At 72.5% G+C, this 25,917-nt stretch carries 26 protein-coding genes; 13 read left to right on the plus strand and 13 right to left on the minus strand.

The genetic code is table 11. The annotated features are described in order from the left end of the window. Positions 1–2 precede the first annotated feature (2 nt). The 5 genes from LO762_RS30910 (at position 3) to LO762_RS30930 (ending at position 5,335) form a co-directional block, all read left to right on the plus strand. Positions 3–1,421, plus strand: coding sequence for an FAD-linked oxidase C-terminal domain-containing protein (locus tag LO762_RS30910; RefSeq protein ID WP_230619780.1), 1,419 nt, complete (start codon positions 3–5; stop codon positions 1,419–1,421). Continuing rightward, complete coding sequence (locus LO762_RS30915; protein WP_230619781.1) at positions 1,421–2,545, plus strand: FAD-binding oxidoreductase; 1,125 nt, start codon at positions 1,421–1,423, stop codon at positions 2,543–2,545. Before LO762_RS30910 ends, LO762_RS30915 begins: the two co-directional genes overlap by 1 nt. Then, entirely contained in the window at positions 2,545–3,885 is a 1,341-nt protein-coding gene (locus tag LO762_RS30920) for a (Fe-S)-binding protein (protein WP_230619782.1), read from the plus strand. The genes LO762_RS30915 and LO762_RS30920 overlap by 1 nt, the downstream gene beginning before the upstream one ends. Positions 3,886–3,981: 96 nt before the next feature. Continuing rightward, positions 3,982–4,554 (plus strand): hypothetical protein, encoded by a 573-nt coding sequence (locus LO762_RS30925; protein ID WP_230619783.1) that lies wholly within the window; start codon positions 3,982–3,984, stop codon positions 4,552–4,554. A gap of 118 nt (positions 4,555–4,672) precedes the next feature. Beyond that, on the plus strand, positions 4,673–5,335 hold the full coding sequence (locus tag LO762_RS30930; RefSeq protein WP_230619784.1) for a hypothetical protein: 663 nt from the start codon (positions 4,673–4,675) through the stop codon (positions 5,333–5,335). Here LO762_RS30930 and LO762_RS30935 read toward each other — a convergent pair. The 7 genes from LO762_RS30935 to miaA form a co-directional block, all read right to left on the minus strand. Then, positions 5,295–6,992 (minus strand): ABC transporter family substrate-binding protein, encoded by a 1,698-nt coding sequence (locus tag LO762_RS30935; RefSeq protein WP_230619785.1) that lies wholly within the window; start codon positions 6,990–6,992, stop codon positions 5,295–5,297. The two genes, LO762_RS30930 and LO762_RS30935, sit on opposite strands and share 41 nt — an antisense overlap. Further along, on the minus strand, positions 6,989–8,701 hold the full coding sequence (locus tag LO762_RS33260; protein WP_308104857.1) for an ATP-binding cassette domain-containing protein: 1,713 nt from the start codon (positions 8,699–8,701) through the stop codon (positions 6,989–6,991). The genes LO762_RS30935 and LO762_RS33260 overlap by 4 nt, the downstream gene beginning before the upstream one ends. An 8-nt stretch (positions 8,702–8,709) precedes the next feature. After that, positions 8,710–9,537 (minus strand): ABC transporter permease, encoded by an 828-nt coding sequence (locus tag LO762_RS30950; RefSeq protein ID WP_230619786.1) that lies wholly within the window; start codon positions 9,535–9,537, stop codon positions 8,710–8,712. Further along, positions 9,534–10,493, minus strand: a complete 960-nt coding sequence (locus LO762_RS30955; RefSeq protein ID WP_230619787.1) for an ABC transporter permease — start codon at positions 10,491–10,493, stop codon at positions 9,534–9,536. Before LO762_RS30955 ends, LO762_RS30950 begins: the two co-directional genes overlap by 4 nt. Positions 10,494–10,794: 301 nt before the next feature. Continuing rightward, positions 10,795–11,535: a hypothetical protein gene (locus LO762_RS30960; RefSeq protein ID WP_230619788.1), complete on the minus strand. Its 741-nt coding sequence runs from the start codon at positions 11,533–11,535 to the stop codon at positions 10,795–10,797. A 95-nt stretch (positions 11,536–11,630) separates the two neighbouring features. Next, positions 11,631–12,452 (minus strand): diaminopimelate epimerase, encoded by an 822-nt coding sequence (gene dapF, locus LO762_RS30965; protein WP_230619789.1) that lies wholly within the window; start codon positions 12,450–12,452, stop codon positions 11,631–11,633. Further along, positions 12,449–13,345: a tRNA (adenosine(37)-N6)-dimethylallyltransferase MiaA gene (gene miaA, locus LO762_RS30970; RefSeq protein ID WP_230619790.1), complete on the minus strand. Its 897-nt coding sequence runs from the start codon at positions 13,343–13,345 to the stop codon at positions 12,449–12,451. Before miaA ends, dapF begins: the two co-directional genes overlap by 4 nt. Before the next feature lie 89 nt (positions 13,346–13,434). Here miaA and LO762_RS30975 point away from each other — a divergent pair, with 89 nt between their 5' ends. After that, a complete protein-coding gene (locus tag LO762_RS30975; protein WP_230619791.1) occupies positions 13,435–13,626 on the plus strand; it encodes an antitoxin in 192 nt (63 codons plus the stop codon). Between the two features lie 9 nt (positions 13,627–13,635). Here LO762_RS30975 and LO762_RS30980 read toward each other — a convergent pair whose 3' ends face one another. After that, positions 13,636–14,298: a class III extradiol dioxygenase subunit B-like domain-containing protein gene (locus LO762_RS30980; protein ID WP_230619792.1), complete on the minus strand. Its 663-nt coding sequence runs from the start codon at positions 14,296–14,298 to the stop codon at positions 13,636–13,638. Positions 14,299–14,308: 10 nt separating this feature from the next. Further along, positions 14,309–15,823 (minus strand): tRNA (N6-isopentenyl adenosine(37)-C2)-methylthiotransferase MiaB, encoded by a 1,515-nt coding sequence (gene miaB, locus LO762_RS30985; RefSeq protein ID WP_255688111.1) that lies wholly within the window; start codon positions 15,821–15,823, stop codon positions 14,309–14,311. 165 nt (positions 15,824–15,988) lie between these two features. Between miaB and LO762_RS30990 the strand changes: the two genes are divergently transcribed. From LO762_RS30990 to LO762_RS31015, 6 genes are all read left to right on the plus strand, one after another. Next, a complete protein-coding gene (locus LO762_RS30990; protein WP_374201607.1) occupies positions 15,989–16,738 on the plus strand; it encodes an amino acid ABC transporter ATP-binding protein in 750 nt (249 codons plus the stop codon). 66 nt (positions 16,739–16,804) lie between these two features. Beyond that, positions 16,805–17,653 carry a glutamate ABC transporter substrate-binding protein gene (locus tag LO762_RS30995; RefSeq protein ID WP_230619793.1) on the plus strand — a complete coding sequence of 283 codons (849 nt, stop codon included), beginning with the start codon at positions 16,805–16,807 and terminating at the stop codon, positions 17,651–17,653. A gap of 33 nt (positions 17,654–17,686) precedes the next feature. Beyond that, positions 17,687–18,358, plus strand: coding sequence for an amino acid ABC transporter permease (locus LO762_RS31000; RefSeq protein WP_230619794.1), 672 nt, complete (start codon positions 17,687–17,689; stop codon positions 18,356–18,358). Next, a complete protein-coding gene (locus LO762_RS31005) occupies positions 18,355–19,209 on the plus strand; it encodes an amino acid ABC transporter permease (protein ID WP_230619795.1) in 855 nt (284 codons plus the stop codon). Before LO762_RS31000 ends, LO762_RS31005 begins: the two co-directional genes overlap by 4 nt. Before the next feature lie 71 nt (positions 19,210–19,280). Continuing rightward, positions 19,281–21,260, plus strand: a complete 1,980-nt coding sequence (locus LO762_RS31010; RefSeq protein WP_230619796.1) for a prolyl oligopeptidase family serine peptidase — start codon at positions 19,281–19,283, stop codon at positions 21,258–21,260. Positions 21,261–21,334: 74 nt separating this feature from the next. Continuing rightward, positions 21,335–21,529: a DUF3046 domain-containing protein gene (locus LO762_RS31015; RefSeq protein ID WP_230619797.1), complete on the plus strand. Its 195-nt coding sequence runs from the start codon at positions 21,335–21,337 to the stop codon at positions 21,527–21,529. Here LO762_RS31015 and LO762_RS31020 read toward each other — a convergent pair. From LO762_RS31020 to LO762_RS31035, 4 genes are all read right to left on the minus strand, one after another. Continuing rightward, a complete protein-coding gene (locus tag LO762_RS31020) occupies positions 21,526–21,975 on the minus strand; it encodes a DUF350 domain-containing protein (RefSeq protein WP_230619798.1) in 450 nt (149 codons plus the stop codon). The two genes, LO762_RS31015 and LO762_RS31020, sit on opposite strands and share 4 nt — an antisense overlap. Before the next feature lie 55 nt (positions 21,976–22,030). After that, entirely contained in the window at positions 22,031–23,170 is a 1,140-nt protein-coding gene (locus LO762_RS31025; protein ID WP_230619799.1) for a glutathionylspermidine synthase family protein, read from the minus strand. Positions 23,171–23,174: 4 nt separating this feature from the next. Beyond that, positions 23,175–23,498 carry a hypothetical protein gene (locus LO762_RS31030; protein WP_230619800.1) on the minus strand — a complete coding sequence of 108 codons (324 nt, stop codon included), beginning with the start codon at positions 23,496–23,498 and terminating at the stop codon, positions 23,175–23,177. A gap of 125 nt (positions 23,499–23,623) precedes the next feature. Further along, positions 23,624–24,487, minus strand: coding sequence for an ATP-grasp domain-containing protein (locus LO762_RS31035; protein ID WP_230619801.1), 864 nt, complete (start codon positions 24,485–24,487; stop codon positions 23,624–23,626). A gap of 279 nt (positions 24,488–24,766) precedes the next feature. On the opposite strand from LO762_RS31035, the gene recA reads away from it, so the two are divergent. Continuing rightward, positions 24,767–25,873 carry a recombinase RecA gene (gene recA, locus LO762_RS31040; protein ID WP_230619802.1) on the plus strand — a complete coding sequence of 369 codons (1,107 nt, stop codon included), beginning with the start codon at positions 24,767–24,769 and terminating at the stop codon, positions 25,871–25,873. The last annotated feature ends 44 nt before the right edge of the window (positions 25,874–25,917 follow it).

Consider the following 25,917-nt stretch of genomic DNA (forward strand, 5'->3'; position numbering starts at 1 on the left):
CGATGCTCCAGGGTCTGGCCGAAGAACTCCGGCGCGTCCTTCGGCCGGACTCTGTGATCGACGACCCCGTCCGGCTGCGCACCTACGAGTGCGACGGGCTGACCGTCCACCGGGCGCGGCCGGGCCTGGTCGTGCTGCCGGAGGCGGCCGAGGAGGTCGCCGCGGTGGTCCGCGCGTGTGTGGCGCGCGGCGTCCCTTACGTCGCGCGTGGCAGCGGCACCGGCCTTTCCGGCGGTGCCCTGCCGCGCACGGACGGGGTCCTCGTCGTGACGTCGAGGATGCGGCGCATCCTTGAGATCGACTTGGACGACCAGAGGGCCGTCGTCGAGCCCGGGGTCATCAACCTGGACGTGTCCAAGGCCGTCCGTCCCGACGGCTACCACTACGCGCCGGATCCTTCGAGCCAGCAGATCTGCTCGATCGGCGGGAACGTCGCGGAGAACTCGGGCGGGGCGCACTGCCTCAAGTACGGGTTCACCGCCAACCACGTGCTCGCCTGCGAGATCGTGACGCCCGAAGGCGAGATCGTCACCCTGGACGACGGCCCGGGGTACGACCTGCTCGGCGCGTTCGTCGGGGCCGAGGGGACACTCGGGATCACCACGAAGGTGACGGTCCGGCTTACCCGCAACCCGGAGGTCGTGCAGACGCTCCTGGCGGCGTTCTCCTCTATCGAGCAGGCGGGCGAGGCCGTCAGCGCGATCATCGGGGCGGGGATCGTCCCGGCGGCGATCGAGATGATGGACGCGCTCGCGATCGAGGCGGCCGAGGCTGCTGTCGCGTGCGGGTACCCCGAGAACGCGGGCGCGGTGCTCATCGTGGAGCTGGACGGCCCGGAGCCCGAGGTCGCCCACCAGTTCGCGCAGGTCAAGGCGCTGTGCCTGGACGCGTTCGAGCAGCGCGTGGCCCGTGACGACGCCGACAGGGCGCTCATCTGGAAGGGCCGCAAGTCGGCGTTCGCCGCGGTCGGGAGGATCTCCCCGGCCTACATCGTCCAGGACGGCGTCGTCCCCAGGACGTCGCTTCCGCGCGTCCTGGCGAGCATCGACAGGCTGTCGCGGGAGTCGGGCGTCAAGGTCGCCAACGTGTTCCACGCCGGGGACGGCAACCTGCATCCGCTCGTCCTCTTCGACGACGCGGAGGAGGGCGCCGAAGAGCGTGCCGAAGGCGTCTCGGGCGCCATCCTCGACCTGTGCATCACGCACGGCGGCTCCATCACCGGCGAGCACGGGGTGGGCGTGGACAAGGCGCGGTACATGCCGCGCATGTTCACCGACGCCGACCTCGACACGATGCAGCTACTGCGCTGCGCCCTGGACCCGGCCGGGCTGTGCAACCCCGGCAAGGTCTTCCCTACGCCGCGCCTGTGCGGCGAGATCCCGCGCGTGCGGCGGGGCGAACCGGAGGGGGAGCTGTACTGATGTCGGCGTCAAGGCCGGGCGGCCCCGGCGACGAGGTCCTCGGTGTCCGCCCGGTGCGCGTGGAGCGGCCTGAGACGGTCGAGGAGGCTGCCGAGGCGCTGCGCCGGGCCCACGCCGAGGGGCTGACCGTCGTGCCGCGCGGCAACGGCACACGGCTGCACTGGGGCGGTGTCCCGCGCTCGTGCGACGTGCTGCTGGACACCCGGTCGCTGGACCGGGTCGTCGAGCACGCGGCGGGCGACCTCGTCGTCACCGTCGAGGCGGGGGTTCCGCTGGCCCGTCTCGCGGAGGTCCTCTCCCCGGCAGGGCAGCAGCTCGCCTTGGACTCCCCCGTCGAGGCGACCGTGGGCGGCGCCCTGGCCACCGCGTCGGCGGGCCCGCGGCGCCTCCTGTACGGGACGCCCCGGGACCTCCTCATCGGCGTGACGGTCGTGCGTGCCGACGGCGCGATCGTCAAGTCCGGAGGCAAGGTCGTGAAGAACGTCGCCGGATACGACCTCGGGAAGCTCTACACGGGTTCGTTCGGCACCCTGGGCCTCATCGTGCGCGCCTCCTTCCGCCTGCATCCCGTGCCCGCACAGCATGCCTACGTCACGGTGTCGGGGAGGGAGCCCCTGAAAGCCGTCCTCGCGCTGCTGCACTCCCCGCTGGTGCCGAGCGCGATCGAGCTGGACGGCGACGCCTCAGGGTCCGAGGTCGTCGCGCTGTTCGAGGGTTCCGCCGCCCAAGCGCGCGCGGCGGAGGCCGTCAGGCTGCTCGGAGGCGACGCCCGTGTGGGCGAGGAACCCGCGTGGTGGGGCGCCTACCCCGAGGGCGAGGTGCTCGTCGAGCTGCGGGCCAAGCCCAGCGAACTGCCGGACGTGCTCTCGGTGGGCGGCGTCCGGGTACGGGGCTCGGCGGGCAGCGGCGTCTGGTTCCTCGCCGTCCCCGCGTCGGAGGCGGCCGAACTGGTGGTCCGCCTGCGCGCGCGCTGGACGGCGATCGTGCGTCACGCGCCCGTCGCCCTGCACGACGAGCTCGACCTGTGGGGCCCGTCTTCCACGCTCGCCCTGACGCGCAGGGTGAAGGACCAGTTCGATCCCGGCCACCGGCTTTCTCCCGGCCGCTTCATCGGAGGTGTCTAGTGTCCGAGGCCACGCCCGACGCGGGCGCGGGCGCCCCGACCGGGGACGACCCGTTCGGCGCGCTCCTGGACGACTGCGTCCACTGCGGCTTCTGCCTTCCGACCTGCCCCACCTACGTGCTGTGGGGAGAGGAGATGGACTCTCCGCGCGGGCGCATCCACCTCATGGCCCAGCACCACGAGGGCACCCCGCTCACCCCGGAGATGGCGGGCCACTTCGACGCCTGCCTGGGCTGCCTCGCGTGCGTCTCCTCCTGCCCGTCCGGCGTCCAGTACGACAAGCTGATCGACCACACCCGCGCCGAGGTCGAGCGGGAGCATCCGCGCACGGTCCCGGAACGGGCGCTGCGCGCGGCGATCTTCGCGCTGTTCCCGTACCCGCGCCGCCTGCGGGCCGTACGGGGCCCGCTGCGGCTCTACCAGGCCAGCGGGCTCGGCAGGGTCGTCCAGCCCGTCCTGGCCCGGCTCAGCCCCTCCCTGGCCGCGATGGAGCGGCTCGCGCCCCCGCTCGGGCGGGCGCGGCGGCTGCCGGAGCGGATCGGGGCGCGCGGCGAGCGGCGCGCCGCCGTCGGGATGCTCACCGGCTGTGTGCAGCGTGAGTTCTTCCCGCAGGTCAACTCGGCCACCGCGCGCGTGCTGGCGCTGGAGGGCTGCGACGTGCTCGTGCCCAAGGGACAGGGCTGCTGCGGGGCGCTGTCCTTGCACTCGGGGCGCACCGAGGAGGCCAAGGCGTTCGCCAGGGCGACGATCGAGGCGTTCGAGCGGGTGGACGCGATCGTCGTCAACTCGGCGGGCTGCGGCTCGGCGATGAAGGAGTACGCCGCGCTCTTCGCCGACGAGCCCGCCTGGGCGGCGCGCGCCGCCGCGCTGAGCGGCAGGACGCGGGACTTCTCGGAGTTCCTCTCCGAGCTCGGCCCGCGCGCGCGACGACACCCCGTGGAAGTCACCGCCGCCTATCACGACGCCTGTCACCTGGCGCACGGCCAGGGCATCCGCAGCCAGCCGCGCGAGCTCCTCAGGGGCGTCCCCGGCCTGGATCTGCGCGAGGTGGCCGACCCCGACGTCTGCTGCGGCTCGGCCGGGACGTACAACCTTCTCCAGCCGGAGGCTGCCGACGCGCTCGGTGAGCGTAAGGCGATCCAGGTAGGCGCCACGGAAGCCGAGCTGTTGATAGCGGCCAACCCGGGCTGCACCGCTCAGATCGCGTCCGCGCTGGCCCGGCGGGGCACGGAGATCGCGGTGGCGCATCCGGCGCAGGTGCTCGACGCGTCGTTGCGCGGGCTCGGCGCCACGCCACTCCTGTCACACCCTGATCAGATCGCACGGACAACCATGCGCTAGGCTCCGGACGAGCTCCCCAGATTGGACGTTCCAATGTCTGGATCGCACCGTTCACCAGGAAGCCGGCGCAAGAAGCGGAGCCGCAAGGGCACCGTCGTGGCCGCCACGGCACTCGTCGGCCTGCTCGCCGTCGCGGCGATCGCCGCGGGCTCCTACATCGCCCGCCAGACCGGCGCCGGCGCCGAGGAGCCCGCTCCCGGCGCCGCGGGGCTGCCCCGGCCCGCCACCGGCGAGCCCCTGACGCTCACCGACACCGACGGCCACAGCTACCGGATCTCCGCCGTCGCGGCCGGCCGCGCCGAGGACGGCCGCGCGTACGCCGAGTACGTCATCGCGAACGCGGGCGACGCCCAGGTGCCGCTGGAGACTCCGGGCGACCTCTTCGTCGCCAAGGACAAGTCGACGGCCACCGCGTGCATGGAGCAGCCGGGAGCACCCTCCGACCTCTGCACCCCGCCCAACTCCACCGAGGTGCTCGGCCCCGTGGACGGCTCCCCCGACGTCGTGAGCGACGGCGTGGACGAGTACATGCCCCCGCACGCGGAGTATCTCGTCCGGATCATCACCGACGACGAGGTCCAGGAACTCGGCGCCGACGACATCGGGTTGTACGTCTGGAACGTGAGGTTCATTCAGGACCGCAAGGCACGGCTCGTCACCCTGCCCTGACTTACCCCCATTTGTCCCCCCACCTGGGGTTTTCTCCCGGTTTGGGGTAGGCGCGGGGCGGATCGCTCCACTATGCTGCTGCGCCACCCACCCCTTTCCTCACTCCCCGGGAACCTCCTTGTCAGGCAGCCACCGCAGCCACCGCGCCATGCCCGCGCGGCGTAAGAAGACGAGCGGCGGACCGGCCGTCCTGGTCGGCGTCTCGCTCGCCGTCGTCGCCGTCACCGGCGCGGCGTTCCTCCTCCTCCGCCCCGACGGCTCGGCCGCCGAGGGCGGGCCCGGTTCGACCGGGAACGCCGCCGTCACCGGCCTTCCCACCGTCCCCAAGCCCAAGACCGGCACCCCGCTCAACGTCACCAACAGCGAGGACGTCGCCTACTCGCTGGCCGCCGCCGAGGCGGGCATCGACGACGAGGGCCACGCCTACATCGACTACGTCATCACCAACAAGAGCGAGGAGACCGCCCCCTACGAGGCGCCCGCCCAACTGTTCCTCCCCGAGGGGGACGCGGGCACCGACAGGTGCGCCGACCAGGAAGGCACCGACCCCGGCCTGTGCAGCCCGCCCACCACAAACGTGATCACGGGGCTGCTCGACCCGGCCAAGCCGCCCACCACCGAGGCGGGCGACACCTACATGCCGCCCGGCGCGGCGTTCCTGGTGCGCACCACGACCAAGGAGCCCGTCGCGGAGACGGCGAGCCCCGAGGATCTCAGGCTGTACATCTGGAACGTCCGCTTCATTCCGTCCCGGATAGCGCGCGAGATCCCGCTCCCCTGACGTCGTCCCCCTTGCGGAACCCGATGTCCTCGTAGGACAGGCTCGCCAGGCCGGTCGCCCCGATGTTGGCCAGGCGGGCGTCCACCGCGACGAGCTGGGGCCGCTGGTACAGGGGGATGACGGCGGCCGTCCGCCACAGGAGCGTGTCCGCGCGGCCCACGAGACGGCGGCCTTGCGCGGGGTCGAGGGTGCGGCCCGCCTTGGCCAGGAGCGTGTCCACCCTCGGGTCGCCCGCGCCCGTGAAGTTCTGGCCGCCGTCCGTGGTGAACACCGAGGTCATCCAGGAGACGGGGAACGGGCCGCCGAGCCAGGAGAACGCGACGATGTCGAAGTCGCCGCGCGCGACGTACTGGGCGATCATCGTGTTCGGCGGCACCGGGCGCAGCACCACCCGGACGCCCGCCTCCGCCAGGAGCGCCTGGACGAGTTCGGCTTCTTCCCGGTAGGCGGTGTTCCCCGCCGGAATGACATAGCTGAGCACGGGACGGGCACCCGCGAGCAGCCGCCGGGCCTCGGCCAGGTCGCGGGCGGGGGCGCGATCGCGGTAGCCGGGCTGGCCCGCGACGAAGAAGTGGCTGCCCAGGGTGCGCACGGGGGCGTCCAGGCGGCCCAGGGCGGCCCTGGCGAGCAGTTCCCGGTCCAGGGCCAGCAGGACCGCCCTGCGGACCCGAGGATCGGCCAGGGGGCCGCGCGCGGCGTTGAGGGTCAGGTGCTTCCAGTCGGCGCCCGCCGCGCGCCGCACCCGCGCCCACGGCAGCGACCCGGCCCGCAGGTACGCGCCGACGTCGCCGCCCACGTCGAGCAGGTCGATCTCCCGGTTCGCGAACGCCCCCGCCCTGGCGGCGGCGTCCAGGGCGCGGAAGCGGATCTCGGCGAGCCTGGCGGGCCGCCCCCACCAGCGCGGGTCGCGCTCGACCGTCACCGTGCCCGCCCTGGCGTCCAGCGCCCGCACCTTGAAGGGGCCCGCGGTGACGGGTATCGCGTTCAGCCAGCCGCGGTCGAAGACGACGGGATCGGCGGACGTCGAGGCCGGGTACAGGGGGCTGAACAGCGCCTTCCAGTCGCCGAACGGCCTGCGGAAGACGACGACGACTTCCCCGTCCCGCTTTCCCGCGCGTACCTTCGCGATCTCCGTGTAGCCCGTGGCGGACGCGATCGGGAACCGCTCGTCGCGTCCGGAGAGGGCCCGCGCCTGGGCGGCGAAGTCACGCACCCCGATCCGGCGGCCGTCCGACCACCGCGCCGCCGGGTTCACCCGGTACCGCACGGTCTGCGGAGAACGCCGGATCACCCGGGCGTCGAGCAGATAGTCCCGATCCGGTGTGACGCGGCCCGTGTCGTCGGACTTCATCGGATACGGCAGGACCGCCCGCAGCACGAGGTCGGCGGCCCCGTCCATGCCGCCCACATGGTGGAAGTTCCACTGCGCCGGAAACGCGGGCAGCGGCCACCGCAGCACCCCGCCGTCCCGCACCTCCCCGCGCGCCGCGGGCCCCAGATCCGACGCCCCGGCCTCCGCCACGGGCACCCGCGCCACCGGCGCGCACCCCGCCACCACCACAACCCCGATCAGCCACCCGACCCCTACCCGTATCAGCCGGGCAAGACGGCCGACCCCCAGGGGGCGGGCCGGGGCGGGTCGTGGGGTGGACCTCATGGGGTGGTCCTTCCGGCGTGCAGCGTGAGGGTGCGGTCGGCCAGGGCGGCGAGGACGTCGGCGTCGTGCGAGACGAGGAGGCAGGACAGGCCGAGGCGGGCGCGCAGGTCGGCGAGCAGGGCGACGACGCCCGCCTTGGCGCCGGGGTCGAGGGCGGAGACGGGCTCGTCCAGGAGGAGCAGGCCCGGCGCGAGGGCCAGCGCGCGCGCTATCGCGACGCGCTGGCGTTGGCCGCCCGACAGCGCGTGCGGGTGCCGGGCGGCGAGCTCGGGAGGCAGCTCCACAAGGCGGAGGAGTTCCTCGACCCGGCCCTGGACGGGCCTGCCGTGCACGCGCAGAGGTTCGGCGACGGTACGGCCGACCGTCATCCGCGGGTCGAGGGACGCCCACGGGTCCTGGAACACCGGCTGGATCCGCGCCCGCAGCGCCCGCCGCTCGCGCCGCCCGAGCCCGCCGGTGTCCCGCCCGTAGACGGCGATCGTGCCCCGCTCGGGCGCGGCGAGCCGCAGCACCTCCCGCAGCAGCGTCGTCTTCCCCACGCCCGAGGCCCCCGCCAGCCCCACGATCTCCCCCGGCCCCACCTCCAACGACACCCCGTCCAGCACCCGCCTCCCACCGACCGTCCGCACCAACTCCCGCACCACCAACACCGGAGGCCCACAAGCCGCTCCGCCCCCCGCGCGCACACGAGCACCGCCCGAAGCCAACACGGAAGGCGCACCACCCAAAGCCACACGCCCAGAGCCGCTCTCCAATGGAGTCACCGAATCCAAGGACGCACCCTCCACCGAAGGCCCGGCGTCATCCGAGGAACCACGCCCAAGGCCGGTCTCGAATGGACCCACCGAATCCAAGGGCGCACCCCCCACCGAAGGCCCCACGTCGTCCGAGGAACCGCACCCGGGGTCGGTCACCGTGGGCGCGTCGCCAGGCTCGGGCCCGTGCGGGAAGCGGTGGGCGGGGTCAGGTTCCGTGAGCACGCCACCGGGCTCGGACTCGGGCGGGGAATGCTGAGCGGGGTCAGTTGCCGTGGGCGCGTCGCCGGAGGTGGGGGTGAGGGTGCCGTGTTGGAGGGTGAGGACGCGGGTGGCGCGGTGGGCGACGAGGGAGGTGTCGTGGGAGATGAGCAGGAGGGTGCTGCCGGAGTCGCGGCACAGGGCGCACAGGAGGTCCATGACCTGGTCGCGGACGGCCGGGTCGAGCGCGGCGGTCGGCTCGTCGGCGACGACCACGGCGGGGCGGTGCGCGAGCGCCATCGCGATGAGGACGCGCTGGCGCTGGCCGCCCGACAGCTCGGCCGGGTAGGCGCGGTACCTGTCGGCGGGGATGCCGACCCGGACGAGGAGTTCCACGGCCCGCGCGCGGGCCCCGTCGCGTCCCGCGTGCACCCGTACCGCCTCGGCTACCTGCGCGCCGACCCTCCGCACCGGCGTCAGCGCCGCGAGGGGGTCCTGGGGGATGAGCGCGATGGACGCGCCACGCAGCCGCGACCAGGCACGATCACCCAGGCCGTGCACAGGCCGTCCGGCGAGGTGGATCTCACCCGCGCAGGTCGCGCCGCGCGGCAGCAGCCCGAGCAGCGCCAGCGCGACGGCCGACTTGCCCGCCCCCGACGGGCCCGTCAGCGCGACGACCTCTCCGGCGCGCGCCTCGAAGCTCGCGCCGCGCACCGTCTCGCGTCCCTCGTAGGCGATCCGCAGATCACGCACGCGCAGGTTCACCTTTCCTCCAGCGCGCGGTGCAGGCCGTTGCCTACGAGGTTGACGGCGAGCACGAGGGCGACGAGCAGGAGCGCGGGCGGCAGGAACAGCCACGGCTGCACGGTCGCGACGGGCGTGCCCTCCGCGATGAGCGTGCCCAACGAGACGTCAGGGGGCCGCACCCCGAACCCGAGGAAGGCGAGGCCGCTCTCCCCGAGGATCGCCAGCCCGACGTTGACGGCGGCGTCCGCGACGAGCAGGCCGCCCAGGTTGGGCAGGATGTGCCGGAGCACGATGCGCGCGCGCGACGCCCCGAGGTACTCGGCGGCCAGGACGAACTCGCGGGCCCGCAGCGAGCGCGTCTGGGCCCGCACCGCCCGCGCCGTCAGCGGCCACAGCAGGACGGCGAGCAGCAGCACGAGCTGCGCCGAGGACGCCCCCTCCGGGGCCACCACGGCCACCAGGAGGACCCCGGGCAGCACGAGCAGCAGGTCGGTCGCGCCCATGAGGATCCGGTCGGCCAGGCCGCCCGTGAGGCCCGCGAACGCGCCGACGACGGCGGCGACGGCGGTGGCGAGCACGCCGGCGGCGATCCCGAGCAGGAGCGAGGCGCGCATCCCGCGCATGGTCAGCGCGAACACGTCGCGGCCGGTGCCGGTGGTGCCGAACCAGTGCCGCGCCGACGGGCCCTCGCGCAGCGCCGTCAGGTCGAGTTCGCGCCAGCCGTCGCCGCCGCGCGTCAGCGCGGCGAGCCCGAGCACGCCGAGCACCAGCAGCCCTGCGAGGACTGCCCTGTCCCGCCGTATTCCGGGCCACGCTCGTGTGACGGAAGCCGGGGCGCTCACACGCGGCTCCGTGACGCGCGCGCCGTGGCGGGGTCGAGGAAGCGGTGCGCCGCCGCCGCCAGGAGGGTCCCGGCCGGGACGGCGACGGCCGCGACGGCCGTGCACGCGGCGACGGGGTGCGGGTCGGAGGCGCGCAGCGAGTCGAGCATCCAGGCGCCCATCCCGTGCCTGCCGAAGGCCGTCTCCACGAACGCCGCTCCCAGCAGCAGGAATCCGAGCCCGTAAGCGAAGTAGGTGGTCGTCGGCACGAGGGCGGTGCGCAGGCCGTGTCCGAAGTACGCGCGGTAGAGGCCGAGTCCGCGTGCGCGCGCGGCCCTGACGTGTTCGGCCTCGGCCACGTCCCGCATGAGCGCCTGCTGGTAGCGGCCGAACAGGGCGAGGTGTCCGAGCGCGACCGTCAGGGTGGGCAGCAGCAGGTGCTGTAGGCGCGACAACGTGCCCGATCCCTCGCCCACCCATTGCAGCAGCGGCATCCCCGTCGCCGCGTTGACGTGCTCGGCCATGAGCTGCAGGAGGACGGCGATGACGAACACCGGTGTGGCCAGCAGCACGTGCGCGACGACGGTGAAGACCCGTCCCCCGGTGAGCGCGGACCACGCGCCGAGCGCGACCCCCGCCAGCGCGCCCAGGACGGTGCCGGGCAACAGCAGCAGGACGCTCGTGGTGATCCGTCCGGGCAGCTCTGCGGAGACCTCGGCGCCCTGCCAGGTCCGCCCGAAGTCGCCGCGCAGCACCCCGGAGGCCCAGGTGAGGTAGCGCTCGCCGAGCGGTGTGCGGTCGTTGAGGCCCAGGGCGGTCAGCTCGGCCTCGACGGCCGCCTGCGGGGGCCTGGGCTGCCTGCCTTCGATCCGTGCCCTCGGGTCGAGGCTCACCGCGGCGAGCAGGTAGCCGAGGCTGGCCGCGGCCGCCGCGAGGGCGAGCGCGACGACGCCGCGCCGCAAGAGGGGGAAGAGCACTGCCGCTCCCGAATGTAGCCAACGCTGAGCAAGTGGGATATCACGCTCAGCGACGCGCTCGGGGGGCGAAGTGGGGATCGGGCATGGAAGAAGGGGGCCGGTGGTCGTCCCCCGCCAAGAGTATGACCACCGGCCTTTTTCGGTTCGCGTCCCGGGGCTCCCGACCCGGGTGGCGCGTACCCCCTTACGCACTCCAAGGTAGGGGCCCGGCCATCCCGCCCCTAAGGGACAGGCGTCCCGTCCGCTCCGGGTCGGCCGGAGGGGACGGCGGCGGGACGCCGGGCGGCCCTCAGCGGGACGCTCAGCGGGCGAAGACCGCGGCCCACGCCTCGCTCGTCAGCGCGGCCAGTTCCTCGCCCTCGGCCTTGTCCAGGGCCTCGAACGCCTGCCCCACGAGCCGGTCGGTGACGGCCTCGGCGTCCCGCCACAGCGCGCGCTGCTCGTCGGTCGGCTCGGCGAACGGCTCGGGCCAGCCGAACCAGCGGGCCTGTCCCGGGCCGTCGTTGAGCGGCGACCCGCCGATGAGGACGGCCTGGAGCGGCGTCAGGCCCGCCGCCTTCACCGCGAGGAAGTGCAGCCCGCCGCGCAGCTCGCGCAGCGCGTGGGTGAGGTGCAGGACGCGGCCGCGAGGGTCGTCGTCCAGGGGCAGCGCCCGCCATCCGGCGAACAGGGGCGCGCCGGTCGGGTCGGCGTGCCGGACGACGGCGAGGAGCAGTTCGGCGAGCCGCTCCGCGCCGGTGAAGGCGGCGAGCTTGCGGCGGCCGAACTCCTGGCAGGCGCGCAGGTATCCGGCGGCGGCCTCGGCGGCGGGCATCGGCACCGACTCCCAGGCGTCGCGGACGGTGTGCAGGGGGAAGAACCCCGCGGCGGCGGCCACCACGTCGGCGTCCACGTCGCCGAGGACGCCGCCACGGCCCTTGAAGTAGGGGCCGAGGAACCCCTCGACGCCGGTGGTCGCACCGAACCGCTTGGCCTCGCGCGAGAACATGAACGCCCCGCCCACCTGCTGGACGTGGTCTTTCACCGCGGCTGCGACGGTCATCCTGGTCTCCTCACCACAAAACCGAATCATGTTCAGTCGTTGAGGCTAGGACACCCGGGTGACCCGCGCCAGACCCGGCCCCCCACGGCGCGGGGTCAGCGCAGGACGCCGTCCGCGACGAGGACGGCCGGGCCGCGCAGGAAACTCGTGGCGCCGTCGAAGAGCACGTCCACCCGGCCGCCGAGCACGTCGACCGTCCAGGACGAGGGCGCGCGCAGCGGGTCGAGGCCCGCCGCGACGGCAGCGGCGACGGCAGTGGCGACGGCGCCCGTGCCGCACGAGCGGGTCTCGCCCGAGCCGCGCTCGTGCACCCGCATCGTCACGTGCCGCTCCCCCACCGGGCGGAAGAACTCGACGTTCACGCCCTCGGGGAAGTCCACGGAAGAGAACTCCGGCTCCTCGGAGAGGTCGAGGGCGGCGACGTCGCTCTCGATGAGGCACGCCAGGTGGGGGTTGCCCATGGAGACCTTCAGGCCCCGGTGGACGGCCCCGCGCAGCACCGCCTCGCTCGGCGCGAACACCACGGGCGCGCCCATGTCCACGGTGACGTCTCCCGTCGCGCCCAGAGAGACCGCCTTGACGCCCGCCCGGGTGGCCACGGGGAAGTCGCCGGGGGCGGCGAACCCGGAGTCCACCAGGTACCGGGCGAACACCCGCAGGCCGTTCCCGCACATCTCGGCGAGGCTGCCGTCGGCGTTGCGGTAGTCCATGAACCACTCGGCGCCCTCGTCGGGCAGGCCCGCCGCCTTGGCCCGGACGACCCGCAGCACCCCGTCAGCGCCGATCCCCGCGCGCCGGTCGCACAGGCGGGCGACCTCGGCGGGCGGAAGGTCGAGTTCGCCGTCGGGGTCGGGGAGGATCACGAAGTCGTTCTCGGTGCCGTGGCCCTTCGTGAACCGGTGTCCTGAGGTGCTCATGTGCCGATCCTAAGGGCGCGGTCGAGCAGGTCGGGGGCGTCGTAGGGGAGCCAGTGGACGCGGGGGTCGCGCCGGAACCAGGACTCCTGGCGGCGGGCGAACCTGCGGGTGGCCCGGACGGTCTCCTCCTTGGCCCGCTCCTGGGTCCACTCCCCCGACAGGTGCCTGAGGACCTGGGCGTACCCGAGCGCCGCCGACGCGGTGCGCCCCTCACGCAACCCCTCCCCGGCCAGCCTTTCGACCTCCTCGACCAGGCCCTCCTTCCACATGCGCTCGACCCGCAGGGCGATGCGCTCGTCGAGTTCGGGACGCGGAACCGTCAGCCCGATCTGGACGGTCTCCGGATCGTGGTACCTGGGCTCGGGGAGGGAGGCCGTGAAAGGCCGCCCGGTGATCTCGACGACCTCCAGGGCGCGCACGATACGCCGGCCGTTGGACGGCAGGATGGCCCGCGCCGCCTGCGGGTCGGCCTCCCTGAGCCGCGCGTACAGCGGCCCGGAGCCGACCTCCTCCAGCTCGGCCTCAAGGCGGGCCCGTACCTCCGGATCCGTCCCGGGGAACTCCATGTCGTCGATGGCGGCCCTGACGTACAGCCCCGACCCTCCGACGAGGACGGGCACCCGGTCCCGCCCCCGGATCTCCCCGATGACGGCGCGCGCCAGCTCCTGGTACTCCGCGACGCTCGCCGGACGGGTGACGTCCCAGAGGTCGAGCAGGTGGTGCGGGACGCCCCCGCGCTCACCGGGGGTGAGCTTCGCCGTCCCGATGTCCATGCCCCGGTAGAGCTGCATGGAGTCCGTGTTCACGCACTCGCCGTCGAGGCGGCGCGCCAGCTCGACGGCGAGGTCGGACTTTCCCGCTGCGGTCGGGCCGACGACGGAGATGACGTTCACGGATGATCAGTGTCCAGACGGGTAGTAACAGCATGAGATCGGGCGACGGGGCGTACCGTGCCGCCCGAACCAGTATCGGGGGGAAGCCGATGAGCATCGTGCAGAAGTTCATGGACATCCTGGGCAAGCACGCCGACAAGGCGGACTCGGCCATCGACAGGACCGGCGACATGATCGACAAGAAGACCGGCAACAAGTACAAAAGCCAGGTCGACTCGGCACAGCAGAAGGCGAAGGACACGGCCCGCCAGATGGCTGACAAGCAGCGCCGTCAGAGGTAGCCGCGCGGGCTAACGCCAGGAGGCGGCGAAGTAGCCGACGCCGTAAGGCGCCTCGTCCGCAAGCAGCGTCGCCTTGTACCGGCGTCCTTCCGCCGCGCCCGCGAGCACCTGCCACGCCGCCCGCCCGGCCGCCGTCAGCTCCCGTGCCAGCGCGGGGTCGAGCCGGCCGAGCGCGGCGGCGTCGGCTTCCCCGAGCGCGCGCGCTATCTCCCTGTCGTAGGGCGCGGCCCGCTCGTCCAGGTATCCGGGCGCCTTCTCGTCCCGGCAGGCCGAGCCGTCTCCCATGACGAGCAGGGCGACGTCCCGCGCCGCGAGTGCCCTGCCCAGCTCCAGGCACTCGCGCGCGGGCGCGTCGAAGGAGACGGCCTGGAAGGCGGACGGCGCAAGGCCGTCCAGGAGCCACCGGCCCACGGTGAGGGACAGCGGGAGCACCGGCTCCCCCTCGCCGACCCGCAGGTCGAGGCCGTAGGGCGCGAACGTGCCCGACGCCGTCCCCGGGAAGCGCTCGGTGCGCTCCGCGCCGCCGACGACGACGAGCGCGGGCGCGTCCAGCAGCGGCGCGACCGCCGCGCGGCAGGCGGCGCGCAGCCCGGCCAGCTCCGGCGCCGCCGCACCGGCCAGCTCCGGCACGAGCAACGGCGGATGCGGGCACACCGCCGCCGCGATCAGCATCCGGCGCCCCTCACGGGCACGTGGCGCACGCGGAGGCGGCCGGAGCGGGCGCGGGAGCCCCGACCCGCGGCATGCCCAGCGAGACCGCCGTGCCGCGCTCAGGAGCCGCCTGACGGGCCTCCCAGGCGTCGCCCGCGCGGGTGCGGCGCACGCCCCGCACGGGCGCGTCGGCGAGCAGGTGGTGGGGCGCGGCGTAGGTGACCTCGACGGTGACCATGTCGCCGGGCCGCACCGGCCCGTCCGGACGGGTGAAGTGCACGAGCCGGTTGTCGGGGGCGCGGCCGGACAGGCGGCGGGTCGCGGCGTCCTTGCTGCCCTCGCCCTCGGCCACCAGCACCTCGAGGGTGCGCCCGACCTGCTTCTTGTTCTCGTCCCAGGAGATCTGCTCCTGCAGCTCGACCAGCCGCTCGTACCTCTCCTGGACGACCTCCTTGGGCACCTGCCCCTCCATCGTCGCCGCAGGGGTGCCGGGGCGCTTGGAGTACTGGAAGGTGAAGGCGGAGGAGAAGCGCGCCTCCCGCACGACGTGGAGGGTCTGCTCGAAGTCCTCGTCCGTCTCGCCGGGGAAGCCGACGATGATGTCGGTGGTGATGGCCGCGTCGGGGATCGCGGCGCGCACCCGCTCGATGATGCCCAGGTAGCGGTCCTGCCGGTAGGAGCGGCGCATCGCCTTGAGCACCGGGTCCGAGCCGGACTGGAGCGGCATGTGCAGGGACGGCATCACGTTGGGCGTCTCGGCCATGGCGGCGATGACGTCGTCGGTGAAGTCGCGCGGGTGCGGCGAGGTGAAGCGGACCCGCTCCAGGCCGTCGACCTGCCCGCAGGCGCGCAGCAGCTTGGCGAAGGCGGCGCCGTCGCCGAACTCCGAGCCGTAGGCGTTGACGTTCTGCCCGAGGAGCGTCACCTCAAGGACGCCCTCGCCCACGAGCGCCTCCACCTCGGCGAGGATCTCGCCCGGCCTGCGGTCCTTCTCCTTGCCGCGCAGCGAGGGCACGATGCAGAAGGTGCACGTGTTGTTGCAGCCGACCGACACCGACACCCAGGCCGCGTAAGGCGACTCGCGCCGGGTGGGCAGCGTGGAGGGGAAGACCGACAGCGACTCCTCGATCTCCACCTGCGCCTCCTGCTGGACGCGGGCGCGCTCCAGCAGGACGGGCAGGGCCCCGATGTTGTGGGTGCCGAACACCACGTCCACCCAAGGGGCGCGCTTGACGATGGTGTCCCTGTCCTTCTGGGCGAGACAGCCGCCGACGGCGATCTGCAGACCGCTTTCGGCCTTCTTGCGAAGATGCCCGAGATTCCCGTACAGCCGGTTGTCGGCGTTCTCGCGCACCGCGCACGTGTTGAAGACGATCACGTCCGGCTCGTCCGCCGCCCTGACGTAGCCCGCCGACTCCAGCAGCCCGGCCAGGCGCTCGGAGTCGTGGACGTTCATCTGGCAGCCGTACGTGCGGATCTCGTACGTGCGCGGGGCCGCTCCGGCGGGCGCGGCGGCGGCCGGGCGCGGGGACTCAACAGTGTTCATGGCGTGCCCCAGCGTACCCGTGGAGGGCGTCACGTACGGAACCAGAGGAGATGACGGAAAGGAGCGGATGATACGGCTAACCGGCCCGCGATAACACTCCTGTGATCAGATCGGTATCGGCGAGTCCCTCCCTTCCCGTGATCGTGTCACGTACCGTCTCGCCGTATGACGGCAAAAGGCGGCCCCCTGGTGGCTCTGGAGAACGTCAACAAGCACTTCGGCGAACTCCACGTGCTCAAGGACATCAACCTCGAAGTCGCCCACGGCGAGGTCGTGGTCGTCATCGGGCCGTCCGGCGGAGGCAAGTCGACGCTCTGCCGGACGATCAACCGGCTGGAAACGATCGACTCCGGCACCATCACCCTCGACGGGGAGCCCTTGCCCGCCGAGGGCAAGGCGCTGGCCCGGCTCCGCGCGGACGTCGGGATGGTCTTCCAGTCGTTCAACCTCTTCGCCCACCGGACGATCCTCCAGAACGTCACGCTCGGCCCCCTCAAGGTGCGCAAGGTCCCGCGCGAGGAGGCCGACAAGGAGGCGATGGAACTCCTTGACCGGGTGGGGATCGCCGCGCAGGCCGCCAAGTACCCCGCCCAACTGTCGGGCGGCCAGCAGCAGCGGGCGGCGATCGCCCGCGCGCTGGCGATGAAACCCAAGCTCATGCTCTTCGACGAGCCCACGTCGGCCCTCGACCCCGAGATGGTCGCCGAGGTCCTCGAGGTGATGACCGGCCTCGCCGAGGCCGGCATGACCATGATCGTGGTCACCCACGAGATGGGCTTCGCGCGCAGCGCGGCCCGGCGCGTGGTGTTCATGGCGGACGGCCAGATCGTCGAGGAGGCCGCCCCCGAGTCCTTCTTCACCGCGCCCAGCAGCGACCGGGCCCGCGACTTCCTGTCGAAGATCCTCCGCCACTAGGCGGTTCCACGACAGGACGCCCCCGACAGAACCCCCTCCGCACCACCGGACTGAAGGGAAGCATCCATGCGACGCATCGTCATGGCGCTGGCCGCTCTCGCGCTCGGCGCCTCGACCCTGGCGGCGTGCGGCGGCGACGACAGCGCCTCCGACCTCGCCACCAGGGCCAAGGAAAGCAAGAAGATCAAGGTCGGCATCAAGTTCGACCAGACGGCGCTCGGCGTGAAGAAGCCCGACGGCACGGTCGAGGGCTTCGACGTCGACGTCGCCAAGTACGTCGCGGGCAAGCTCGGCGTGCCCGAGAGCGGCATCGAGTGGATCGAGACGATCTCAGCCAACCGCGAGCCCTTCATCCAGCAAGGGCAGGTCGACATGGTCGTGGCGACCTACTCGATCCTTCCCGAGCGCAAGGAGAAGGTCACCTTCGCGGGCCCGTACATCGTCGCCCACCAGGACATCATGGTCCGCGGCGACGACGCCTCCATCACCAAGGTGGAGGACCTGAAGGACAAGCGGATCTGCCAGGCGTCGGGGTCCAACTCCTACAAGCGCATCACGGACCCGCCGCCGAACGGCCGTGACATCCCGGCCAAGCTCGTCCCGGCGGGCAGCTACTCCGAGTGCATCGCGAAGCTCTCCGGCAACACCCTGGACGCGGTCACCACCGACGACCTGATCCTCGCGGGCTTCGCGTCGCAGGGAGGCGACTTCAAGATTCTCGGCACCCCATTCACCGACGAGAAGTACGGCATCGGCATCAAGAAGGGTGACGTCGCCACCTGCGAGGCGATCAACACCGCGCTGTCCGAGATGTACTCCGACGGCACCGCCACCCAGCTGCTCCAGAAGTGGTTCGGCACCGCCAAGGGCCTCCAGTTGCCCACCGCGGTCCCGCCCGCCGAAGGCTGCTCCTGACCCCCACCGGCGTGAGCGGAGGACGCACCGAGCATGGAAGCGCTGTTCGACAACCGTGAGGCCATCCTCGCGGGCTTCTGGGCCACCATAAGGCTGGCCGCGATGAGCGCGCTGCTGTCACTCGTCCTCGGGACGCTGCTGGCGGCCCTGCGCGTCGCCCCGGTGCCGGTGCTGCGCTGGAGCGGGACGGTCTACGTCAACGTCCTGCGCAACACCCCGCTCACGCTGGTGCTGCTGTTCTGCTCCTTGGGCATCAGCAACACCCTGCAACTCAACTTCGACGTCTATGACCCGTCCTTCAACGGGTACTGGCTGGCCATCGTCGGGCTCACCGCCTACACGGCGACGTTCGTGTGCGAGACGCTGCGCTCGGGGATCAACACGGTGCCGCTCGGGCAGGCCGAGGCGGCCCGCGCTATCGGGCTGACGTTCTTCCAGTCGATGCGGCTGGTCATCCTCCCGCAGGCGTTCCGCGCGGTCATCACGCCGCTCGGCAGCGTGCTCATCGCGCTCACCAAGAACACCACGGTGGTGATCGTCGCCGGATACGCCGAGGCGGCCTTCGTCATGAAGGAGATGCTGTACGAGAGCACGGGCGGCACCCTGGAGATCTTCCTGGGCTTCGCCCTCGGCTTCGTCGTCCTCACCCTGCCGATCGGCTTCCTCACCGGACGGCTCGCCAGGCGCCTGGAGGTCAAGCGATGAGCGCGGGGGTCCTGTTCGACGCGCCGGGGCCCAGGGCGCGGCTGCGGCACAACGTCCTCACCCTCGTCGGCGTCGTCGGCCTGCTGCTCATCGGCTGGTTCGTGTGGCGGCGGATGTCCCAGGCGGGCCAGTGGGACGCCGACCTGTGGACGCCGTTCCTCGACCCGCAGGTCTGGACGGGCCTCATCCTGCCGGGCCTGTGGGGCACGCTGACGGCCGCGGCGGTCGCCGCGGTACTCGCGCTGGCCTTCGGCGTCGTGTTCGGCCTGGGACGGCTCTCGGACCACGCGTGGCTGCGCCTGCCGTCCGCGTGGATCGTCGAGTTCTTCCGCGCCGTCCCCGTGCTCATCATGATCTTCTTCGCCCAGTACGGGACGTTCGCGCTCATCGGCGAGGTGCTCCCCGCGTTCTGGGCCGTCGTCATCGGCCTGACCCTCTACAACGGCTCCGTGCTGGCGGAGGTGTTCCGCTCAGGGGTCCTCGCGGTGCCGCGGGGCCAGTCCGAGGCCGCTTACGCGCTCGGCCTGCGCAAGGGCGAGGTGATGCGCCTCGTGCTGCTTCCGCAGGCCGTCACCGCGATGCTCCCGGCGATCGTCAGCCAGATGGTCGTCCTGCTCAAGGACACCGCGCTCGGCTACATCATCAGCTACGAGGACCTGCTGAACGCGGGCTTCAGGACGGTGCCCGCCAACTTCGGCAACATCATCCCCGCGGCCATCGTGGTGGCGCTGATCTACATCGTGATCAACCTCGCGCTGGGGTGGTTCGCGACGCGCCTCGAAGCCCGGAGCAGGCGCAGCCGGAAGTCCACGGCGGCCCCGGTCACCGCGCCTCCGCCACCCGGTGCCTGATCACGTTACTTTCAGGTGGCAAACGCCCTGTCTTGGCTCCAATGGGCCTCCCCATGCGGGACGATTCCGGTATGACCGCTCGCGTGACCCCCTTCGGATCCTGGCCCTCTCCGATCTCCGCAGCCGACGTCGCCCGCACCCGCGTCCGGCTGAGTTTCCCCACCGTCATCGGCGACGACGTCTGGTGGCAGGAGAGCCGTCCGGAGGAGAGCGGCCGCACGACGGTCATGCGCAACGGACGCGAGGTGCTGCCTCCACCGTGGAACGCGCGCACCCGGGTGCACGAGTACGGCGGCAAGTCCTATCTGCCGACCCCGCGCGGGCTCGTCTTCGCCAACTACGAGGACCAGCGCCTGCACGTCCTCACCCCCGGCGACGCCAGGCCGCGCCCCCTGACGCCCGAGCCCGCGATCCCCGGAGGGCTCCGCTACGCCGACCTGGTGCTGTCGCCGGACGGCGCGGAGATCTGGTGCGTGTGCGAGGGGCATGTGGCGGCTCCGGCGGTGGAGGGCGCGCCGGTCCCCCCGGCGGGCGTGCGGCGGGCGATCGTGGGCATCCCGTTGGACGGGCGGGCGGCCAACGATCCGGGCGCGATCAACGAGATGGTCACCGGCAGCGACTTCTACGCCTCCCCGATCCCCTCGCCCTCCGGCGGTCACCTGGCGTGGGTGCAGTGGAACCACCCGAGGATGCCGTGGGACGGCACGGAGCTGCGCGTCGGCGTCCTCGACCAGGGCAGGGTGGTGTCCCCCAGGACCGTCAAGGGCGGCATGTCGGAGTCGGTGCTGGCGCCGCTGTGGCGGGACGACACGAGCCTCTACGTCGTCTCCGACTGGCCCGGCTGGTGGAACGTCTACCAGGTCGGCCTGTACGGGGAGTCCCCGCAGGCGCTCTACCCGGCCGAGGAGGAGTTCGCCGGCCCTCTGTGGACGCTGGGCGGGATGCCTTACGCGATGCTGGCGGACGGCCGCCTGGCGGTCCTGCACGGCGAGGGAGACCAGAAGCTCAGCCTGTACGACCCGGACACGCTCGAACTCGAAGCGCTCGACCTGCCCTACACCGACTGGCAGCTGAGCCTGTCAGCGGACGGCTCCACCATCGTCGGCATCGGCGCCTCCCCCGCGCAGCCCTCGTCCATCGTGCGGATCTCCGCGGCCGACGGGCGCGCCTCGGTGCTGCGCCGCGAACTCGACAGGGTGCCGCCCGAGACGTACCTGCCCGTGCCGCGCGCCGAGGTCTTCGAGGGCCAGTTCGGCAGGCCCGTGCACGCCCTGGTGTGGGAGCCCGCCAACCCCGACGCGGTCGCGCCGCAAGGCGACCTGCCGCCGTACGTGGTGTGGGTGCACGGCGGCCCCACCGCGCGCTCCTCCGGCACGCTCAGCCTGGAACGCGCCTACTTCACCAGCAGGGGCATCGGCGTCATCGAGGTGGACTACGGCGGCTCCACCGGCCACGGCCGCGCCTACCGGGAGCGGCTGCGCCGCCAGTGGGGTGTCGTCGACGTGGAGGACGCCGTGTCGGTCGCCACGGCCATGGTGCGGGCCGGGCGGGCCCACCCCGAGCGGCTGGCCATCCGGGGCGCCTCCTCGGGCGGCTGGACGACGCTGGCGGCCGTCACGTCCGGCACCGTCTTCAACGCCGCCACGTCGTACTTCGGCGTCAGCGACGCCACCACCCTGCTCGCCGAGACGCACGACTTCGAGTCCCGCTACCTGTTCGGCCTCATCGGCCCGATCCCCGGCTACGAGCGCGCCTACGAGGAGCGCTCCCCCCTGCACCGGGCCGCGCAGACGTCCTGCCCGGTGCTGCTCCTGCAGGGCCTGGACGACCCCGTCGTGCCGCCCGCCCAGTCCGACGCGTTCGCGCGCGCGCTCGGCGACAACAAGATCCCGTACGCGTACCTGGCGTTCCGCGGCGAGTCCCACGGCTTCCGCCGCGCCGAGACCCTCCAGACCTGCCTGGAGGCCGAACTGTCCTTCTACGGGCAGACGCTCGGCTTCCAGCCGCTCGGAGTGCCCGTCCTCAAACTGACCGAGGGCCGCGCCGCCTGAACCCGTCCGCCTACACCGTCACGCGGGCGCCGGGACGGTCCCGGCACCCGCGCGGCGCTGGCAGACTGGTCGACGTGAGGCTGACCGCGTTCTGGGAGAAGATGGACCGCCAGTTCGGCGCGGCCTACGCCGCCAGTGTGGCCAAGGACCACGTGCTCGCCGAACTGGGCGGCCGCACCGTCGACCAGGCGTTCACCGACGGCGTCGACGCCCGCACCGTCTGGCGCGCGGTGTGCGCCGCCTTCGACGTGCCCGACCGGCTGCGCTAGACCACCGCGAACGCGGTGACCAGGCCGATCATCACGTGTGTGACGGCGAGCAGGCGGGTGCCGGGCTGCAACTCCGCCTCCTTGCACAGCTCCCTGATCTTCAACCCGATCACCCGGTCGAAGACGAGCATCGCCACGATCTGGGCGACGATCCCGACGACGCCGTAGACGGCCGTCGCTATCAGGCCCTCCAGCAGCGCGGCGTCCGTCGCGTAGATCGACGCGGCCACGATCACGCCGACGGCGACCATGCCCGCGCCCGCCAGCAGCGTCGCGTTGGGGTTGCGGTCGTGGCGGATCACGGCGGCGAGCCGGCCCGGGGTCGCCAGGTCGACGACGTAGTAGCCGACGAGGAACAGGACGAGGCCGAGGGCCGCGTAGGCGATGATCGCCAGGACGTTCTCACCCAGGATCGCGGTGAAGGAGCTGCCGCTGTCGAGGAACATGTGTGGGTCTTCCTTACGGGGGCTGCGGGAATCTGACGGGGGTCTGCTGTGCGGGCTACAGGGGGATCCGGTGCGGGACGAAGGAGGAGGTGTCGTCGGTGATGAGGCTCGACGTCTCCCGGATGCCCAGTCCCGCCGACTCGTCGGCCACCATCCAGGCGCCCAGCACCGGATGCTGCCCGTCGAACTCGGGAAGCGGGACGAACTCCTGGAAGACGTGCCCTTCGGCGCCGTAAGCCCCCGACGTCTCCGTCCGGTAGGAGGGGGTCGTCACGGCCATGCTGGCGCCCTCCCGTCCCAGGAGCGGCTTGCGGATGTGGGAGACGAGGTCGCGGGGGCCGTCCAGGTAGGCGGGGAGCAGATTGGGATGGCCCGGGAACAGCTCCCACAGGACGGCGAGGATCGCCTTGTTGGACAGGAGCATCTTCCACATCGGCTCGACCCAGTCGGCCTCGTCGGCGAACTCCCCGAACGGCTCGCTGACGATCCACTCCCACGGGTAGAGCTTGCAGAGCGTCTTGATCTCCGCGTCGTCCATGTCCCGGTAGTACTCGCCGTCCCAGCCGACGTGCTGCATCGGCGTGGGCACGCCCGTCCGGCCCGCCTGCTCGGCCGTCTCCTGGAGGTAGGCGATCGTCATGAGGTCCTCGCCCGACGCGTCCAGCTCCGTCCAGGCGAAGTGCACGGGGCCGGGCCGCAGAGGCATCTCACGCCAGCGGTCCACAAGGCGCTCGTGCAGGGAGTTCCACTGGTCGTCGGACGGGAAGACGTCCTCCTTCCAGTACCACTGGACGATCGCCGCCTCCACGAGCGACGTGGGGGTGTCGGCGTTGTACTCCAGCAGCTTCCCGGGGCCGCCCTTGCCGTCGTAGTGCAGGTCGAACCTGCCGTACAGGTGCGGGTCGCGGCGCCGCCACGACGCCTCGACGGCAGGCGCGTACCGCTCGTCGACGCCGAGCAGCTCGTACCTGCCCGTCTCCACGATGTGGCCCGCCGCCTCAAGGCACATCCGGTGGAGCTCCTCCACCTGCTCCTCAAGGCTGAGCACCTCGTCCATCTCCAGCACGTAGTGGACGGACTCGTCCCAGTACGGCCGCGTCAGGTGCTCCGGGTGCACGGCGCGGTGATAGGCGAGGCCGTGCTCCTCGATCGTCTTCTCCCAGCCGTCACGCGGCTGAGAGCGCTCCCTGCGCACCGGCTCAGCCTCCGCCGCCGCCGGACCAGCCGAAGCCGCCGCGCAGCGTCGTGCCCGACTTGGTCTTGATGCTGCCGTTCTTCGGCTTCAGCGTGCTCCCGCCCTTGACCGTGGCGCCGCCGGACGAGCCGCCGTAGTACCACCGGTAGTTCGAGGAGTAGCTGTCGTTGCAGTTGTAGTCGCTGACGACGCGGTAGCTGCCGTTGGAGAGCGGCCTGTTCTCCACACAGGTGGCGGTGTGCGAGCTGCCGCAGGCGGTCAGCGACATCGACAGGGTGCCGAGAAGGCCGATCTTGACGGCCCTTGAGCTCATGCGGCGCTGCGGCATGCGGGGGGTCCTTCCGTGGAAAGCTGTGCGGCGGCAGTTTAGAGCTTGCGCATTGCGCAGCGAATACGACGCGTCAGACGAATAACCGGTTCATCGCGATTCCCCGCGAACGGTGTGCGCGCGCCTCAGGCGGGGTCCGGCAGGTGGAAGTACAGGTCGGCGACGTCGGCGTCGGTGTGCAGGTCGCTGACCTGGCCGTCGCCGACCTCCACGACGCGCCACACGCCGTCCGCGCGGCGCGCCAGATCGGTCGTGACGAACCGGCAGCCCAGCGCGCGCACGGCCGGCCTGACCTGGTCGAGGTCGGGCGCCACCCCGGCGTCGGGGTTGTCGGGGTGCGGGCCGACGAGCACCGGGTCGCCGTCCACCCACCACACGCGCGCCTCGGACGTGGAGTACTCCTCGTAGGCGCGCAGCACGACGCCGCCGGACAGGAAGTCGTCCTGGAGCTCCACCATCCGGGCGACGACGCGGGCGAGCGCCCCGGTGTCGGCCGGGTCCGGCACGAAGCACGCCTCGTCCCACTCGTGCTTGCGCGACTTCACGTAGTCCTTCACCACCAGCGGGCCGCGCGGCAGCCGTGCGGCGGCGACCGCCAGCGGGGCGGGCGCGGGCGCCTGGCGCGGCAGCAGCGGCAGCCAGACGCTCGCCGGGGTGAGCCCGGCGAACGTGTCGTACCAGCCGGGCAGCTCGTGCGCGCGCTGGTAGCCGTCCGGGGGGGTCATCAGCGGGGCGCCGCGCGCCGCGAGCGCCTTGGCCAGCGCGTGGTACTCGGCGGCCGTCAGCATCCAGCCCCGGTACCACAGGCCCCCGATGCCGCGCGGGACCCGGCGCACCGCCTCGGCGGCGTCGCCGCTCCGCAGCATCTCGAGGTCGAGCAGCACGGGGGCACCCCCGGAGGCCCGCACGGTCTCGGCCTCGCGGAGGAAGTGCTCGTCGACGCGCCGAGGATGGAGCGGGTCGGCGCAGAAAAGGACGGTCAGGGTCATGGCGCCCCACAGGTGATCGTCTGCTGCGCCGTCAGGGTACGTCGCGGCATGCCCGGAGCGCAGCAGGATTTCGGACTCGCACCCGCCTCGGGGGGCGGCTGGATCCGGCCGCGCCGCGCCGGGCGCGCCGGATGTCGCGGAGTTATCCACAGGATGCGCGTGTGATCGAATTTATGTTCGGTACAGTTCTGGTGCGCGGGGACCCCGATTCTGTCAGTGGGCTCTCGTAGCGTCGGTCAGGACATGACGAAGAAGCAACCGACCCGACAGGGGCACACGATGGCAGCAAACGACCGCGAGAAGGCTCTGGAGACGGCCCTCGCCCAGATCGAGCGGCAGTTCGGCAAGGGCTCGATCATGCGCCTGGGCGACGAGGTCCGCGCGCCCATGGAGATCATCCCGACCGGCTCGATCTCCCTGGACATCGCGCTGGGCATCGGCGGCCTGCCGCGCGGCAGGGTCGTGGAGATCTACGGCCCCGAGGCCTCCGGCAAGACGACGGTGGCGCTGCACGCCGTCGCCCAGGTGCAGAAGACCGGCGGCATCGCCGCGTTCGTCGACGCCGAGCACGCCCTGGACCCCGACTACGCCGAGAAGCTCGGCGTGGACACCAAGGCGCTGCTGGTCTCCCAGCCGGACACCGGCGAGCAGGCGCTGGAGATCACCGACATGCTGATCCGCTCCGGCGCGGTCGATCTTGTCGTCATCGACTCGGTGGCGGCCCTGGTGCCCCGCGCCGAGATCGAGGGCGACATGGGCGACAGCCACGTCGGCCTCCAGGCCCGGCTGATGTCGCAGGCGCTGCGCAAGCTCACCGGCGCGATCAACCAGACCAAGACCACCGCGATCTTCATCAACCAGCTGCGCGAGAAGGTCGGCGTCATGTTCGGCTCGCCGGAGACGACCACCGGCGGCCGCGCGCTGAAGTTCTACGCCTCGGTCCGGCTCGACGTGCGCCGCATCGAGACGCTGAAGGACGGCACCGAGCCGGTCGGCAACCGGGTCCGGGTGAAGGTCGTGAAGAACAAGGTGGCGCCGCCGTTCAAGGTCGCCGACTTCGACCTGCTGTACGGGCACGGCATCAGCCGCGAGGGCGGCCTGATCGACCTCGGCGTCGAGCACGGCTTCGTCCGCAAGTCCGGCGCCTGGTACACCTACGAGGGCGACCAGCTCGGCCAGGGCAAGGAGAACGCCCGCAACTACCTCAAGGGCCACCCCGAGACGGCCGACGAGATCGAGAAGAAGATCAAGGAGAAGCTCGGTGTGGGCCCGCGGGTGGACGCCCCCGCCGACGCCGCTCCCGCCGCCGTCCCGCCGCCCGCCGAGGCCCCCGCCGCCCCGGCCCGCCGCACCCGCACCGCCTCCGCCCCCAAGCCCGGCGACTGACCCCGCGGCTCGTCATGTCCGGCCGTCCGCCCTCCGGGGCGGGC

This window comes from Actinocorallia sp. API 0066 (assembly GCF_020991275.1).
Taxonomy (GTDB): Bacteria; Actinomycetota; Actinomycetes; order Streptosporangiales; family Streptosporangiaceae; genus Actinocorallia.